Source organism: Legionella nigrisilvae, assembly GCF_977063395.2.
Window position 1 is genome coordinate 77,381 of record NZ_CDRUGZ020000011.1, and the last position, 18,095, is coordinate 95,475.

Genomic DNA, 18,095 nt, shown 5'->3' on the forward strand with positions numbered 1-18,095 from the left:
TTTGATGTAAAATTATTAACCTACCAGGTTACGTTGTATTCAAAAAACTGCCATCTATATTTTTAATTTATGCCCTCACATCAATCCAAAACAAAGGTTCAACGTTCAATTACACCGAGTGAAAAACTGTATCTTGCAGGCGATGCTATGAATCACTCCTTTTCGCTACAATTGGTGCTTGAAATGGATTCAGAAGTGCATGTATCTTCGCTCAATAAAGCAATTGTTCGAGCGAGTGATGCAAACCCATATGTCCATTTGCAAGCTGGATTAAGAGTCATTCATTCGATTTGGTATAAGATCCCCGATGAGTTGGTCGATCTGAACACTGTTCAAGTTATCGAGATGGAATGGGATGGACATAATATTCAAGACTTATCATTGTTCCATGGACATAAGTTTGTACCTTCCTATCCTGGGACACAAATTACCTACATCAAAGGGGAACGCCATTTTTTAGTATTCCGTGCGTTTCATGGGGTAATGGATGGCATGGGTTTGTATCATTGGGTAAAGGATATTTTTCGTTCATTGAGAAAACAACCTTTAGTGGGTACAAACTGTACCATGACTGACTATGAATTCCTCAGTGAAAAACGAAAAACTGAATGTAGATCCAATTTTCCATTGGATTGCATTGCACCAACAGGCACTACTGGCGCCACTCATACTCATTATTTATGGCATAAAGTAACCCTTCCTGGAAAAATTAATGCGCTAACGGCTAAGATTTGTCACATATTATTAGAGCGCAGTACACATTTTGGCGCTGAAAAGGCCCGTTTTATGATTCCAGTAGATTTACGTCATCATATTGAGGCGAATACTACAGCAAATTTTACAAATCCTATTTTTATCGAAGCAAAAAAAGGGTCGGACTGGGCTTCCATTTATTATGATATTGTGAAGCAACTTAGTGAGCAGAATGAACTACGCATAGGAACCTTTGATGCTTATATGAACCATCTACCTTTGCCCTTGCTAAAAGGGCTACTTAAAGCATTGATTTATTATCAGAACAAAAAAAATAAATATATGATGTCTGGAATTGTGTCGAAACTATCGATTAATTTATCAGATCTCTATTTAGGTCAAGACTGTAAAGCGCTTGATGGTTATTTTTTGCCAATTAATGTTCCTATTGCTCCCATTGTCCTTACTGTAACCGAACATGAGAATGCCACGACTATTTGTTTCTCTGTCTCAAATGCCCATGCCACACTTGAAACAAGTACCCATTTAGTCAACCAATTTAAAAAGTTGATTGATGCGCCTAAGTTAGTTCGGCAGAGTTTATCTTATTGCGATACCCTATGGCCTGTATATAACAATACCCAGATTGATTTTCCCCAAGAGAAAACAATTTTTACAAAAATATGGGAGAGCGCACTAAAGCATCCTCATTTACCTGCTTTAATTTCTAGAACTCACACTACAACGTATCAGCAATTGGGTCATCGTGTTTTGGAAATTGCCAGTTATTTTTCCGATTTAGGTATTCAGAGCGGGGACAAGATTGCTATTTATTTACCAAGAAATGAGACTATGATTTGCTCTATTCTTGCTTGTTGGTATCTAGGGGCTACTTATATTCCTATTGATATAAAATCACCCAGCGCTTGGGTTTTAGCTATATTGGAAGATGCGCAACCTGCTTTGGTGGTTCATGAAGAATTCGCGGTATTAAAGCAGGATTACCCTGGATTAAGTACCCATATTCCAATACAGATTTTAAATTCCCATATACCAAAAAATAATGGAAACTTACTCACTCAATTGGCTTATATCATATATACCTCGGGTTCTACTGGGATGCCTAAGGGAGTCATGATTAATCATGGGCAATTACTGAATTATTTATCTTGGGCTGTTGGAGCCTATGGAAATACGAATCAACCTTATCATACAGTGTTATTTACAAGCATTGCTTTTGACTTAACCGTAACATCACTTTATTTGCCTTTACTTTCGGGTGGGAGTATTAGGTTAGTCCAAGAGACCCTTAGCTCACTGATGCTTAAAGATATCCTTACAAACCCAGCAATCAATTTTTTAAAGCTAACGCCCTCACATTTGCGAATGATTAGCAATTTACCAATGATCTCGGAACATTCATTAACTTTGGTCGTTGGTGGAGAAGATTTTCCTTGTAAATTGGCACACACTATTAGTAAAAAATTACCTGCGGCCCGAATATTTAATGAATATGGTCCAACGGAAACTACGGTGGGATGTATGGTTCATCAATTTGATGTTATTAACGATCTTCAAGGAAGCGTGCCTATTGGTATTCCTATAGCAAATACTCGCATTTATTGCTTAGATAATAAACTCAAACCAGTCAGACTTGCAGAAAAAGGGGAAATTTATATTGCGGGAAGTAATGTGGGAGTGGGTTATTTAAACCAACCCCAGTTAACAAGTAAACATTTTATGAATGATCCTTTTTTTCCAGGCGATCGTATGTATCAGAGTGGTGATTTGGCGACCCACCGAGAAAATGGTTTGCTTGTTTATTTAGGAAGAACAGATTATCAAACAAAAATACGCGGTCATCGCATTGAATTGGCGGAAATTGAACATGTGTTATTAGGAATAGATGGGATCTCGCAAGCTGTGGTAACACTCATAAAGCAGGATCATCTTATGGGTGAGGATCATAATGAATTAGCTGCATATTTAGTTTCAGATTCGCAAGAGAGAATTGATTTGCACGATAAGCTAGCTACCATTCTTCCTTCTTATATGATACCCAAATATTTTACTTTTCTACCTGAATTCCCTTTAACGGTTAATGGAAAAGTAGATTATAAAAAATTACCAGCACCAACTTCTAATTTGAATTTTAATAAGATAGACGTACAGAAGGATTTACTAACAAAAATTCGTCAATTATTTGCAAACGTATTATCGTTACCCCTTGAACTTATTGATAATCATGTTACTTTTGACAATCTGGGAGGAGACTCCATGCAAATGGCTTATATGATTAATGAAATAATTTCAAAAATGATTTCTCCGCAACATCACATGGTCTTTGCCAAAGAATTAGAGCGATTATTAATTTGCGCAACGCCCTATAATTTTTATAAACATCTATCAAAAATTATTTGAAAATAGAATTGCGCTAGGAGATAAGCGAAATAACTTTATCCTTTCTTATTGATTGAATGCTGGATTTTGAAAAGTAGATTAATGGTTTTAAGGAAATGATTTAGATGAAGATTTTAATTACTGGAGGTAGGGCGCCTGCTACTATGGACATTATGCGTAGCCTCATTAGTCAAGGATATGAGGTCTATAGTGCCGAGAGTATGCTTTATCCGCTAGCGCGACTGGTTAAGGGAGTAAAAAAGCATTTCGTGATTCCTAAACCCAATCAAAACCTGGCTGCGTTTTTAAATACAATCGAAGAACTAGTTATCCATCATAAAATTGATTTACTTATTCCATCATGCGAGGAAATTTTTCATATAAGCCAAGGCTATGAACAATTATCAAAGCATACCAAAGTATTCTGTGAACCTTTTGAACGCCTGAATCAATTACATAGTAAGTATGCATTTAACCAGCTTGTTAGGGAATACGGTTTAACTGCGCCGCAAAGCTGGTTACTTAAAACAGATAAAGATAAAGAGCGTCTTCCAAAGGACGTACCTTTGGTATTAAAGCCTGTTTTTTCTCGTTTTGGATCGCGTACACTCATCAACCCTTCACCACAAATCATTGCAAATCTCCCTGTTAATGAACCTTATATTGCTCAACAGTTTATCCCAGGTAAAGAATACAGTACTTATGCTATTGCGCATAAAGGTGAAGTATTAATTCAATCCTGCTATTACTCAAAATATCAAGCCGGCCTATCTACCGGAATATATTTTGAACCCGCAGAAATAAAACCAATCACTGATTTTATTAAGATATTTTGCAAGAAATTTCAATTTAGTGGCCAAATAGCGTTTGATTTTATTTTAATGAATGATAAAGCATATGTTTTAGAGTGTAACCCAAGAGTAACCAGTGGGTTCCATCTTTTAACTGATAAAATTGATTGGCATACTATTTTAAGTGGACAAAGACAGTATGATATACCTAATATGCAACACATGCAGCCTTTTATGCTGGGCCAAGGAATGATGCTTCACTGTTTGAAATATATACTCAAAAATCCTCATCAATTCATTAAAGATTATCGAAGAGCACATGACGTCTTAAAACATAAAGCTTACCCCTGGTTTAAACTGAAAAGTATGCTGATGATGCTGAATGTACTTTGTAGAGCAATCAGAGCCAAGAAGGGATTCTATCCTGCATCTACTTATGATATTGATTTCAATGGAATTGAAAATTTGTCCAAATAAAAATTTCAACTCCATTTTACAAAGCAGCGTGGTTTGATTAACGTTGCTCTGGACTATGCTCTGGCGATGTATTCTTGGCCTACATTATATAAAATAGAGCCCATAGGATTATATTTGTTTTATTAAAACATTCTTCTGGGAGTAATAAATCGATGAAAATAGCAGTGTGCAGCGATGAGCTTTATCCTGTTAATGAGTTTGTTGTGCAAGAACTTAAACGGTTAGGACATCAAGTTATTCCATTTGGTGCACTTAAATCGCGTCAAAATGAGTCGTGGATTGAAACTGCTCAAATGGCTGCTGAAGCGATTCATGATGGTGAATGTGATGAAGGTATTTTCTTTTGCTGGACAGGGACTGGCATTTCCATTGTGGCGAATAAAATTCCCGGAATAAGAGCGGCATTATGCACGGATGCTCAAACTGCAAGAGGTGCAAGAATATGGAACCGAGCGAATGTTTTAGCCTTATCCAATCGACTTCTAACACAGGATTTGGCAAAAGAAATTTTGGAGTCTTGGTTTAATACTCAATCTGATGAAGAAGGGGAACTGATCATAAAAGAAATTGAAGCCATTGAACGGAAACAGTACTAGTTTTATCGCTCATTTCCTATTTACAAAAGTGGTTAAAGCACAAGTGATAATCAAAGAGTTTTAAGAAGTAGTTGCACCTATCTGGAATTATTTAAACTTGTATAATGAATTACTTTCTGGCTAAATTGGAGTATCACCATCCTCATAGGTTTGTTATGTTAAAACGGGATATTTCAACAACTAATATTCTTATTGCCTCTGCTGGCGGAATGATCGGCTCAGGGTGGTTATTTAGCCCATTCATTAGTGCCCAAATGGCAGGTAGTAATTCATTAATTTCATGGATTATTGCTACTGTATTTATGATTTTTATTGCTCTACCTCTTTGTGAGCTGGGTACTATGTTTCCCATATCTGGCGGGATGTCTAATTATCCTACTTTTACTCATGGGAAGGAGGTTGGGTTTTTATTTGCATGGACATCATGGTTGTCTTATGTCGTAATGACCCCGATAGAAATACAGGCTATTTTGCAGTACTCAAGTCATTTTTTCCCGATATTAATAGTTAAAGATTCCTCAACCTTCACACTCTCCGGCTATGGTTATATTGCAGCAATGGGGATCATGCTTTTTGTCGTGGTCTTGAACTCCTACGGAATTAAATTGCTTGTTGAATGTAATAAATATGCAAGTATCATTAAATTTATATTACCAAGTATTGCAATCGTTTCTTTACTTCATGTTGCTCCAACCATGGATAACATCAAGATCAATTTGTCGGATAAAGAAAGTTGGGTAAATATTTTTACCGCACTTTCTGCTGGAGGTATTGCTTTTGCGTTCACTGGATTTCAAAATGGTTTGGTATTGGCAGGAGAGGTAAAAAATCCACAACGAAATATTCCTATTGCTATTTTAGGTGCCGTCTTGATTGGATTTGTCTTGTATTTCATGCTTGAATTAAGTTTTATTGCGGCAGTACCACAAAAATATTTATCACATGGTTGGCAAGCTCTGAGTTACCCAGGAGATAGTGGACCTTTAGTAGGTTTAACTTTGCTTTTAGGCTTAGGAGTTGTAGCTACTTTGTTGATGATCGATGCGGCTTTTTCTCCATTTGGAACTACTTTAGTGTATACCGCTGCGACTTCACGAATTTTATATGGAATGGCTTTGAATGATCACCTGCCCAAAATCTTCTTAAAGGTAAATCGTCATAAAATTCCTTATGTGACTCTCTATGCAAATTTATTAGTTGGAATGCTTTCGTTTCTCCCATTTCCAGGATGGCAGAAATTGGTAGCATTTCTATCTTCTGCAAGTATTCTTTCATACAGTATTGGACCTATATGTCTTTTAGCAATGCGTAAATTACAGCCTTTAACGCCTAGGCCCTTTAGACTTTCTGGAGCACTTGTTTGTTCACATATTGCATTTTATTTTTGTAATTTAATGCTTTATTGGTGTGGATTTTCGATTATTTGGAAGTTAGATATTGCTTTACTGTTTGGTCTTCTAATTTATTATATATATCATCGCGCAAACTCATGGGATAATCGTTCTCTTTTATACTGGTTTTTATTTTACATGGTGACCCTACTTGTTGTTTCTTATTTAGGCACTTTCGGTGGAATAGGTATTTTAAAGTTTCCTTTTGATCTATTGACCTTATTACCTTTAAGTATCTTTATTCTATACTCCTCTCAAAGATTGTTAAGTCCATCACGTCATGAGCATGTTGTTTCTATGGTAGAAGAGTCAACAGCAATTGTGAAAGATGAACTTCTTATACAATGAGCATTTAATCGTATAATTGTTCTTTATTTTATTGGATTGGATTTTGTTTTATGCGTTTCAAGGTATTTAGATTCAGGGGCTTAAGCAAAGGAGCTTTTTCGCTTTTAGGTATTTTCTTTCTGTCCGCTTCTTTTGCTACTGAAGTCCCGATTTATGATTTCTCGCTAAAATCCTACTCTCAAGATATTCATGATTATTTCCCTTCAGATAGTAAGGACAATGAGGTTCCCTTATTAAAACCGGAATATCAAGAGATTCAATTGCATCAATTTTATAATCACTATTACTCAGATAATTCAGAAGGCCTCTCTCCTTGGAGTGAGAGAATGGTCAGTTCTATTATCCCTGTAGTGAAAAAAATTGAATTGGAATTATTAACGGAATTTGATAATCAAAATAAATCAGAAGAAGAACGACACTATGCAGAAAACTTTAAAGAGCATGATGAGCGATGGTTAAATCGAATCAAAAACAATATGAATTTTCCAGCTATTGAAATATTAGCATTTAACGAAAAGAATAGAGCAATAGCTGTAAATAATACCTTTGCCCGCGCTTTACCAGATGGTGCCCCAGATTTTTTCCATTTTACGATTCCCGGTCAAGGATTTCCCTTTGATAATTTACAAGAATCAGTGATTTGGGCGGGAACACCACTTTATGTTTTTACAGTTTCCCAGGATAGCGCCTGGTCTTTAGTATTAACACCTGACGCTTATTTTGCATGGGTAAAAAACTCAGATGTTGCTTATGCTTCTAATGGATTTATTGAACACTGGAAACAAGCGTCAAAAAAAAGTTTAGTAGCCATCACTGAAACAGAAGCAAGTATTGTAAATCAACGTGGTCACTTTCAATTCGCAGGCTACATCGGTGCAGTGTTCCCATTCCATAGCCGTACTCAAAATCATATTTCTATCTTGATTCCAATAAAAAATGAACTTCATGAAGCAGTGATCCAGACTGGATTTGTGCGCTCCCAATCCGCTAGTCTAATGCCTCTTGAGGCTACAAAAAAAAATATGAGTCGAATATTAGAACAATTACAAAATCGTCCTTATGGTTGGGGAGGAGCTTTCTTTTTTAATGATTGCTCCCAAGAACTAAAAAGCATATTTACTCCATTCGGTATTTGGTTGCCGCGCAATTCCGCACAACAGGCTAAAATAAGCTCAGGGATCGATTTAACTAAAAATACGGTTGATGAGCGAATTAGTACTTTGAAAACACAAGGGCATCCACTCATGACCCTTATTTATATTGGTGGCCATGTAATGCTTTATTTAGGCAACAAGTCGATAAATCATGAAGTTGCTGCTATGACGTATCAGAACATTTGGGGGCTTTCTCCTGAGAGCAGGGACAAAAGGTATGTCATTGGCCAAGCATTATTTTTTCCCTTACTTAAGTACTATCCAGAAAATCCAGATATAAGTTCGCTGGCTAATAAATCATTTTTTAAAATGATTCATCTCGATGAATTGAGTCCCAAGGACATTACACCGGAAGTATTTTCCCGAAGCTTTACAAAACCGAATCGCCCCAATTTGAACTTATAGAATGGAAAAATCTAACTATTATCTTGTCTTGCTATGGGTGAACCTTATTTATTAAAAATCCCCAGATATATTGCCTGACCAAAATATTGGATTAGGGGTTGCACTTCGGCTCTGAATCGGTAAAGCTATACTTCATGTATCTCATTAGGGTAAATGTCGTGCGCTATTCTAATTATTTATGTTTCTTTGCCGCTTTTTTCTTTAATCAAATGGGAAATTCTCAAACGCTTTCAGAAAAAATAGACGGGATTATTGCACAAAAATTACCCCATGCAACCGTTGGTATACTTATTAAAGAAGCGGAAACTGGTCGTGTTGTTTACAGCAGAAATGCAGATAAATTGCTTTCTCCGGCTAGTGGCATGAAGTTGCTTACTGCTGCAGCGGCTCTTTATCAATTAAAACCAGATTATCGTTTTATAACAACACTTTCCCGAAAAGAAAAAAATTACTATGTTCAATTTACCGGATCACCCTCGTTTACTGCCGATAATCTAACTTCATTAATATTAAACTTGAAAAAAAATAATAATATAAACTCCATTCAAGGAAATATAATAATTGACAGTTCGCAATATCAAGAACCAAATTATCCAAGTGGAACTTCTTATGATGATTTAGGTTGGTATTATGCTGCTCCAGATACGGCTGCAATTATCAACGAAAATAAAGTGGCTTATGAACTTACCAGCGCTAAAGAACTGGGTAAACGGGTCGACATTAAACCCAAAACACAGCTTAAAGCACTAACTGTGATAAATGAAGTCTTAACAGTGAGTAAAGAAGAAGGGAAAGACCACTGCAGCTTGAATATTGAACTCAATCCAAATAATACCATTCGCTTATATGGATGTATGATTCAGGAAAAAAATCCAAAAGTAATAGAACTTGCTATCCCTGATCCGATATTGGTAGTAAAACAAGTGATACAAAAAACCTTTGATAAACACAATATTGCCCTGAAAGGAAAAATTATTACCGGCACCTCTCCAGCTGATCCTACTTTTATTGCGAGTTTCCAATCAAAAAAACTGAGTACCCTGATTACTCATATGTTACAACAATCAGATAATCTCTATGCAAACAGTCTAACTAAAAAACTAGGCTTTACTCTAAGCGGGAAAGGCACGCACAAAGAAGGGGCTTTTGCGATTAAAAAAATATTATCTGAACACACCCATCTTGATATGTCACAAATGGATATCATCGATGGCGAGGGAACCCGCTATAATTTGGTTACGCCAGAACAAATGGTAGTTTTGCTTAGCGATCTTTATCATGATCCAGCTATGAAACCTATTTTCTACAATGCACTGCCACGAGCTGGTGTTTCAGGAACGTTAAAGGAGAGAATGAAGAAGACTATGCTTGAAAATAATGTTTATGCCAAAACAGGTTCAATGCATGACATATCTTCTTTATCAGGCTTTATCACCAATCCCCACCAAAAAACATTTATTTTTTCTATTATCATCAATGGAGTTAATAAACCTATAGGAAAAGCGAAGTCTCTTGAAGAAAACATCTTGCTAGCTTTAGATGAGTATAGTTTAGAAGAAAGTCCGTCTCTTTAAACCTTATTGAACATCTACTTTTGAGAGTATGCTTTCAATGTATCTATAGGTTTTTCTTTGTTTTATACTCTATTTATAGGCCAAGGAAATGAAAATGGATGAAAAGGTATACTATAGGACTTTTACGTGTCTAATTGGAGGAATCTGTTTCTTTGTGGGGTTATTTGATTTTTTTGCTTGGTATTTTAGCTCTCATTTACCCGACGAACTCCCCGAATATATTTTTATGAGACCCACCACTACTTTGGGCTTTATTTTGTCGGGCCTAGCTTTAATTTGTTTGTATCGAAAAGCAATACAAGCCAGCCGACTTCTTAGTTGTATTCTTTTATTATTTTCGGCATTTATTTTGTATGAGCATATCGCGAATGCAAATCTAGGTATTGATATTTTCTTCATCAAAATTCTTGCATTAGATTACAAGTTATACCCAGGTCCTATGGCTCCAAGTGTGGCTTTAAGTTTTATCATTGTTTCACTTTGTTTTTTAATTATTTCTTTCGATTTTTCACCTAATTGGCTTGGGGTAAGTTTAGTCGGTGTATTCTTTATTTTGAGTTTGGGATTTATCGCCGGGACTGATTATTTTATGGATTTTACAGCACGCTTTGGAGCTGGAAGATGGATGAAAATTTCTATTTATACTTCTTTGGGTTTAATCCTTTTAAGCTTAGGTATCATTTTTTACATCAATTCAAAAAATGTAAAACATTCGCGAGTCTCCCTGCCATTAATTACGATGTTCGTAATTTTAAATATCACTACTCTAGGATGGCAGATTACTAAAAAGAACCAAGAAAATTCATTAAATATGTTATTGCAGTTGAAGATTGAAAATGTTGAAGATGTCATTGAATCTCATTTACAAGAGTTTACTTCTTCTTTTTCCCGAATGGCCAAACGTTGGATAAGTCAACAAACACCATCCGAAACCGAATGGAAGGCGGATGCAATGCATTATATTCATGATCAGCCCGGCTACCGAGCAATTGCATGGGTGAATAATCAATATATAGTACGTTGGCTTGCACCAGAGGAAGGAAAAGAGCAGCTTAAAGAATATAACCTTTACAATGATCCTGATCGACGAAAAGAGATAACCAAAAGTTTGGCCTCCAAAGAGTTGCAAATGAGTACTCAGTTTGAACTAAAAGGGCTGGGTAAAAGTCTTTTGTTGTTAAGTCCCTTATATAAAGGAAATCTATTTGAAGGGTTTATGGTCGGTATTCTCGATACAGAAAAGTTTTTGGCTGATATTTTAAAAAAAATGGATATTCAAGGATATAATTTGAATATCTATGATTCTTCAGGAGTTTTATATACTAATACTCAAGATATGAAGTTTTATAAGAGTTGGCAGCACAGTATGATTCTTCCTACTTATGGACAAAACTGGAAAATTATACTTTGGCCTTCAATCACACTACACAATCAAGTAATTACCTCTTTTTTTCCTGCCATGATCTTAATAATCGGAATAATTATGGCTTTGCTCTCCGGATTTTTGGTTCATACACTTCAATTTATAAGAGAAAATACTGAAAGATTAAAGAGAACCCAAGTTGCTTTAGCAAATGCGCGAGAGCGTTTGCAAGGAATTATTGAAGGAAGTAATGATTTAGTTGCTGCAATTGATTTGAACTACAATTTTATTGTGTTTAACACTATGTATAAATGTGAAATTTATCGAATTTTCAAAGTCGATTTAGAAATTGGCATGAATTTTAATGTACTTTTACAGAAAATGAGTGTTGAGAATCAAACAAAATCCCTGACGCTGTGGGAAAGAGCAATGAAAGGTACTGCGTTTACAGTGATTGAGTCATTTAAAGACAAACGCTACGATGGACTGGATTATGAAATACATTACAATCCTATTCATGATTCGCAGGGAAATCTTATTGGGGTTAGTCATTTTGCAATGAATGTTCATCAACGTATTCAAAATGAACAAAAACTTGAAGAATCTAAAATAGAGCTTGAGAATCTTGTTAAAAGTCTTGAAATGCAAAATAAAGAATTGGAGTTATTAAAAGAATTAATGAGTTTATTACAATCCAGTCTTTCCATGGATGATGCGATTGAGATAATAAAAAATTACAGTAAACGTATCCTATCAGGTACTTCTGGAATTGTTTACCTTATTGCTTCTGATAATCCGAATATGATTAGCAGAGTTTTAAGCTGGGGTGAGACTGTTTCTAACTTATTCCTGTTTACGCCCAAAGATTGTTTGTCTTTATTGCGACATCAACCTTATTATATTTCCGATAGCACTGAAGGAGTATTGTGCAATCATATAAAAAAAGGAGATAAAAAACCTAAAAGCTATGCGTGCTTGCCTTTATTTGCTCAAAATGAAATGTTAGGCTTATTTTACGTGGAATTTGGTTTAAATACTGACAATCAACGCTTGATTGCTTTGGCGCAAATCATCTCTGAACAGTGCGCATTGAGCCTGTATAATATTAGACTTCGTGATGTCTTAAAAACCCAATCTTCCCAAGATAGCTTAACGGGAGTTTATAATCGACGTTATTTTGAGGAATACCTGCAAAAAGAAATTTTGAATTCAAAAGATAATCCATTTACATTTGCTCTATTATTAATTGATATAGATGATTTTAAAAAAATTAATGATACGTATGGTCATTTGGTAGGTGACCAGGTTCTTTTGGAATTTGCTGCAAAAATACGACACATAGGACGAGAGGAGAATGTGGTATCTCGTTGGGGTGGCGAAGAGTTTATGATTTACCTACGAAGTAGTAATTTAGATCAGGTCAAATCACAAGCGGAAACGCTGCGTAAATCCATCGAAAACTTTTCAATAGAAATTAATCAAGAAAAAACTATTTCAGTAACTATTTCCATCGGTATTGCTTTTTATCCTCACGATGGTAAGAGAATAGATGATTTAATATCTAAGGCAGATGAAGCCCTTTATCAAGCAAAAAAAATGGGGCGGAATAAAGTTGTAGCGAGCTCAAACATTCATCAAAATAGAAATCATTAGCAAAGAAATATTTTAGAGAAAAATTAAAAATATCGAAGATGTTTATCTTGTTATAAATAACAAATACTGGATAATCAGCCATTTAAATAGGTAAAGCGATGAACGTTGAAAAACTATTTTCTTATGGAACTTTGCGTTATGAAACAGTACAACTGAATAATTTTGGACGAAGATTGCATGGATCGGCAGATAAACTGCCTGGATTTGGTATGTCTAAAATAAAAATCAAAGATCCCAGCGTAATTGCGACGAGTGGTGAAGAAGATCATCCTATCATTACCTATACAGGTCAACCCAACGATAATATCGAGGGTATGGTTTTTGATGTAAGTTCAGAAGAGTTAGCAAAAGCCGATTCTTACGAGGTTGAAGATTATAAACGGGTCAAAGTGAAATTGGCTTCGGGCATATTTGCGTGGGTCTATGTTCATGTCGAGAGCATTGAATAACTTCTTTCGAAGAGTAGATTCCCGCTTACGCGGGAATGGTATTTAGTTGTGAGCACATTGATTCAGCGTATCTGGGTTTTCACCCTCTGTTGCATCCTTTGCATAAGGGAAAAACTTATAAGCATTGTTTGTTATTTTGCGAAATGGACATTTTCCTTCTTGTTGTGTTAAGGGTGTTTCTATAAGCTCTTTAATGACGCGAGGAGCATATTTCCCCAGGACATCTTGATACATAGCGTGTCTATCATTAAGCATACCTAGACCGATCTGCATATTATGTAAATCTCTAGCTAAATCGTCGATAAGCATTTCAATAGTTAAATCCTTCATTTGTTGGGGTAACATTTCGGAATAGATAATACCTCCAAAAGGGGTATTCTTTTCATCGATTCCATAATAAGCACGTAGTGCATTAAAAAATTGATGCTCAATAAGATCTTTTTTAGGGCCACGAGCACCCACAATAATGATATAAGTTTTCATTAAGTCAATTTGATATTTCTGGTTCCAGGAAATATATATTTGCTGTAAGCCCTTTAGTTGCAGTTCGGCTGCCATTTCAGTGTACTTATCTGTATTAGGTTTTAAATCACGTAAGTAACGTTTCCGTATCAGGTCAAGTTGATTTACCTGCGTACAACGTGAAATTTCTTTCAGATAAGACAACATTAAATCAATAGTAGGCATAACTACATCTAGATTGGAGAAGTTAGTATGTAACGTTTCAATTTGTTCATACAATTCATCTAATTCCTCTGGCAAATCTTCCAATCTTATATGTCTTTGGATTGCCTGCTCTAAAATTTCAAATAAAGAAATTGAGAAATGACAGGTGATCTTCAAAAGTAGGTACGGATCATCCAGTGCGGGTGTATTACTTTCTTCACAAAGAATATGCTTGGATTTGTCATCTCGTTGAAGAAGCATTAACATTCCATTCATGTAAGTAACAATATGATCTACACCATTTAATTCCTTTTTTGCGAAAATGAGATGTTTTTCAAGAAACCAGATCGAGGCCTTTTGAGCATATCCCCTTAGTGAGGTTTTTGAGGGATGAGTTGTTGGCGTGCCTTTTCCTCTTGTATTAAGTGCAGTAGACAAAGAAAATTCAGATTGAGGAAGAGAATGTTTGGGGGCTCTAGTTGATATTTTTTTAGTGTCTAAAAAGATACCCCCAACTCCATATTGTCCTTAATTGAGCGCCTATGTGGGTTATTTTGTGGATGGCATTTTTGAGCATAGCAAGTAACATAATGATCTCCTATAAAACATAGTGAAAAATAAACAACAAATTGAACCTAACATAGGCTTTATTATTTTGTCAATTTCTTCTATGGAGTGCTCGGAAAATTGAATCATTAAGTTAAAAGAACTTAATGATTCAATGCATGCTTAATGGACCACTTGATGATGTTCATCTTTTACCCATCGCATCAAAAAAGCTCCAATAATTTGGAATAAAGGTAAAATAGCTAAAGCAATATGATAACTAAATATTGAAAAATCATGAGAGGTCCCTGCGGTGCTAAATGTATCAAGCAATTTTCCTATCGCTGGCTCGGTAACTGCATCTAAAAACGCATCACTGGCATTGATTAGCGAGCTTACCGTGCCTGCCAGATATAAAGGGTTGGACTCTTTTCCGATAACAAATACTATGGGAAATGCTCCTAAACTAAAGCCGAAAAGAAAGAGTAATACACTTAATAGCCAAATTGGCATAGGGTGAGCGTAGATAATTAAAGTAATGGATAATGCAGAAACTAAAGTGCTGTAAAAAACAAATGCGCAGCGATTTTGTATGCGATTAATAAATAAAGCAAATAAAGGACATGCAATTGCTAATCCTACAAATACTAATGAAATGAGGGAAGGGGCAACCAACTTATCTAAATGATAGGCTTTTTGTAAAAAGGGATTTCCCCATAAACCACAAAAAATAACGATGGGAGAAAATGCTAAACCACTATATCCGGTTAATAACCAGTTTTGTTTGTTTTTTATAATTAATAAAATGTCTTTCCATAGATGCGGGTTCTTAGCAGCATGTTGAGTTTCTATGGAACCAATGGAAAAGGATGGTTTATCTTTGACAATAAGTAAGAACAAGAAAGCTAAAATTATTCCCATCCAGGCTACGTTAGCTAAACTGGCTCTCCATCCTATTTGACTGACCAGCCATGCCAGCGGCATTTGCCCGAAAATTGCTCCGATCATGGCGGCAGTAACGAGAAGTGAGGTTAACAAAGCATAATATTTTTTGGGAAACCACACCGCTGCTAATTTAAAATAAGCAATGGAAGCAAAAGATACGCCTACTCCTGTTAAAGAACGACCTAGAATGGCGGTATTTAATTCCTGGGCCTGAGAAAAAATATAGATTCCAAAAGCACAGCAAAAAATGGCTCCTGTAGTAACCCAGCGCGTGCCATAGTGATCGAGGATAATTCCTACAAATAGAGGTACGATAAGGTAAGTCCAGAAATACACTCCTGACAAGACTCCGAGACCTAATCCTTGAAGATGAAAGGTATCCATTAATTGTTGGGGCATTACACTTGGAAAATTCTGAAGAATATATTTATAAAATAAAAATGCTGCACATAAACTAATGATAAAAATAGCGCGAGAGGTAATTATTTTTTGTTTTTGCGATGCTTGTGAATCGAGTGCGGTTTCCAAGGTAATCTCCTCAAAATAGTTAAAGTCGTATCGGCTGATTATTTTGGCCTTTCCCTAGAGAGGCCGAATAATCAAAACGCAACTCTAGGGCGAGGAGAGGAAGACCACGACCACCACCACAGAAACGACAGAAACAATAGCACACACCAACCAAGTAGAGTTGTTTAAAGAAGATTGATGTTGTATGGCATTGTTCATATATGTTACAGAGTGTGAAATAAATCGTTAATCATTTGATAGTAACAATTCCGATTAGATCTTGTCAAATAGATTATCAAATAATTGAGTAATTTAGCTGAATAATCATTTGATAGTTGGTGATCTGAGCAAGTACATCTCAGATCACTAAGAATACTGATTTATGAATGGTTTGTTTTAAGTATAACAAAGCCATTTATTTTTTCTGATGTTTTGAACTCGAATCTAATTCGGGTACAGGAAGATCGGGTATGAGTTTTTTTACTCTATAAAGCCACCCAAGTCTTGTCTCGGGACTCATAATTTCTCCCGGCTTTACTTCGCCGATTAATTCATTTAATTCGTATTTGCGTTCTGGTTTAACTACCGCCTCAAGTACATTTTTTGCTTTAAGTATGTCTTCAGGACGAGGAGCAGGAGCATGGGTTGGGACCAAACACTTCAACATGCGCGAATAGCTACTTCTAGGCTGCGGTCTAGGGGCCGTAGGTTTTGGTGACATAGCAAAAGGGGTTTGTGCTTGAAGAAGTTGAACTTTATTTGCCTGAAAATTATCTATACGGTTCATCACTTTCTGTACTCGACTTTGACAATCTTGAGACCGGGTCCTAAGTGTTTCTGCCTGATTTTGTATGCGGTTATTGTATAAATAGTTAACGGTACAAATATCTGATTTTAATTTGTCATATTTTAATTTGGCCTTTAACAAGTCTTTTTCACTTGCATGATCGGGATCCATCTTTTCTGAAAAGACAACATATGAATCTCCATGTCGGCGATAACGAGCTCTTTGATTTGGATCAATAATAAATTGTGCTTGGCTGAAATCATTAACAGGCTCTAACTGGGAGTTTAGAAGAATTTTCTCTTTTCTTAAAAATTGCAACGCTTGTATCAATCCCCGTTCTTGTAATCTCAGACCTTCTATTTGATGTGCACGATACGTAGGCAATTGTAAATCTTCGTTTAACGATTCTTGTTCATTTAAACGGGTTCTTATTTGAGCGATTAACTGTTGATAGACTTCTTCAGAAGTTTGAGGAGGATGTTGGAGTTGAGATTGATAAAAAGCAATCCGTTCTTCCAACAATCGCGCTCTTCTCTCTAGGCGCTGCGTATTTGTTTCTTGTATTCTATCAATATTATTGGGAACCTGTGCTGTTTGCTGTGCTCTAAGGGTCGCTAGCTGGGTTGATAGAGCTGTTATTTGTTGGTTTGCATGCGAAACATATTGAGTTATTGGTTGATTGTTTAATAAAGGTATTTGAAGAAACTCATTGAGCTGTTCCAGATGATCGGCCATGTCTGCATGATATTCTTCCATTGCTAATACTTCTTCTTCAAGCTCTTGTAACTCTTCTTCCAATTGAGTTAAATCACTCTCTAATTTACTTAATTCTTCATCAAGTTTTATAATCTTACTGGCTCGAATACTTGCATCCATGAGATGCATTGCAATTGAAGAGTGCTTTTTCTCCTCAGATTTAAACTCATTAAGCCTTTCATCAATTTGATGCTGCGTCATCTCATTAACGTGTTCAGTATGCGCTTTATTTTTGGCAATTAAGGTCATAAGAAGAAAAAGCAAACGTTGCTGTCGGAGCAGTTCCTCTTCACTACTTTTTCTAATCAAAAGAGTTTGTTCCTCTTCCTTCATTAGTTCTTGTGCTATCATATTTATCGTTTCATTTCCGCCAGCAGTTTTGAGAAATTCAACTACCTGGGTAGCTTCTCTTAGTCCAAACCGTGCAAGGAATTGAGTCGATAAATGGGAATCTGTTTCTGTGGTATTGGGGGTATTGTCTCTTTCTATAGTTGCAAACCATTGCTCAAACTGATGTGAATCCAACATCCTTAGCATTGATTGACTGGGTAATGTATAAGGCACAGAAGAACTCCTGTAGAAAAATATTCTGTT

11 protein-coding genes are annotated in these 18,095 nt (G+C 35.9%); 8 read left to right on the forward strand and 3 right to left on the reverse strand.

Features of this window, described 5'->3' with window-relative positions; genetic code table 11:
• Positions 1–147 precede the first annotated feature (147 nt).
• The 8 genes from ACWTE2_RS00440 (at position 148) to ACWTE2_RS00475 (ending at position 13,294) form a co-directional block, all read left to right on the forward strand.
• Positions 148–3,114 carry a non-ribosomal peptide synthetase gene (locus ACWTE2_RS00440; RefSeq protein ID WP_454783685.1) on the forward strand — a complete coding sequence of 989 codons (2,967 nt, stop codon included), beginning with the start codon at positions 148–150 and terminating at the stop codon, positions 3,112–3,114.
• Positions 3,115–3,218: 104 nt separating this feature from the next.
• Complete coding sequence (locus tag ACWTE2_RS00445; protein WP_454783686.1) at positions 3,219–4,361, forward strand: ATP-grasp domain-containing protein; 1,143 nt, start codon at positions 3,219–3,221, stop codon at positions 4,359–4,361.
• A 152-nt stretch (positions 4,362–4,513) separates the two neighbouring features.
• A complete protein-coding gene (locus ACWTE2_RS00450; protein ID WP_454783687.1) occupies positions 4,514–4,957 on the forward strand; it encodes an RpiB/LacA/LacB family sugar-phosphate isomerase in 444 nt (147 codons plus the stop codon).
• 155 nt (positions 4,958–5,112) lie between these two features.
• The gene (locus ACWTE2_RS00455) at positions 5,113–6,696 is read left to right on the forward strand and encodes an APC family permease (RefSeq protein WP_454783688.1); all 1,584 of its coding nucleotides are present in this window, start codon (positions 5,113–5,115) and stop codon (positions 6,694–6,696) included.
• Positions 6,697–6,746: 50 nt separating this feature from the next.
• Positions 6,747–8,255, forward strand: a complete 1,509-nt coding sequence (locus tag ACWTE2_RS00460) for an SH3 domain-containing protein (RefSeq protein ID WP_454783689.1) — start codon at positions 6,747–6,749, stop codon at positions 8,253–8,255.
• Positions 8,256–8,413: 158 nt separating this feature from the next.
• Positions 8,414–9,829: a D-alanyl-D-alanine carboxypeptidase/D-alanyl-D-alanine endopeptidase gene (dacB, locus tag ACWTE2_RS00465; protein ID WP_454783690.1), complete on the forward strand. Its 1,416-nt coding sequence runs from the start codon at positions 8,414–8,416 to the stop codon at positions 9,827–9,829.
• A 94-nt stretch (positions 9,830–9,923) separates the two neighbouring features.
• Positions 9,924–12,845 (forward strand): diguanylate cyclase, encoded by a 2,922-nt coding sequence (locus ACWTE2_RS00470; RefSeq protein ID WP_454783691.1) that lies wholly within the window; start codon positions 9,924–9,926, stop codon positions 12,843–12,845.
• Between the two features lie 98 nt (positions 12,846–12,943).
• The gene (locus ACWTE2_RS00475) at positions 12,944–13,294 is read left to right on the forward strand and encodes a gamma-glutamylcyclotransferase family protein (protein ID WP_454783692.1); all 351 of its coding nucleotides are present in this window, start codon (positions 12,944–12,946) and stop codon (positions 13,292–13,294) included.
• A 42-nt stretch (positions 13,295–13,336) separates the two neighbouring features.
• Here the strand turns inward: ACWTE2_RS00475 and ACWTE2_RS00480 are convergent, their stop codons facing one another.
• The 3 genes from ACWTE2_RS00480 to ACWTE2_RS00490 form a co-directional block, all read right to left on the reverse strand.
• Complete coding sequence (locus ACWTE2_RS00480; RefSeq protein ID WP_454783693.1) at positions 13,337–14,398, reverse strand: hypothetical protein; 1,062 nt, start codon at positions 14,396–14,398, stop codon at positions 13,337–13,339.
• Between the two features lie 291 nt (positions 14,399–14,689).
• Positions 14,690–15,979, reverse strand: a complete 1,290-nt coding sequence (locus ACWTE2_RS00485; protein ID WP_454783694.1) for an MFS transporter — start codon at positions 15,977–15,979, stop codon at positions 14,690–14,692.
• 394 nt (positions 15,980–16,373) lie between these two features.
• Positions 16,374–18,065, reverse strand: a complete 1,692-nt coding sequence (locus tag ACWTE2_RS00490; protein ID WP_454783695.1) for a hypothetical protein — start codon at positions 18,063–18,065, stop codon at positions 16,374–16,376.
• Positions 18,066–18,095 lie beyond the last annotated feature (30 nt).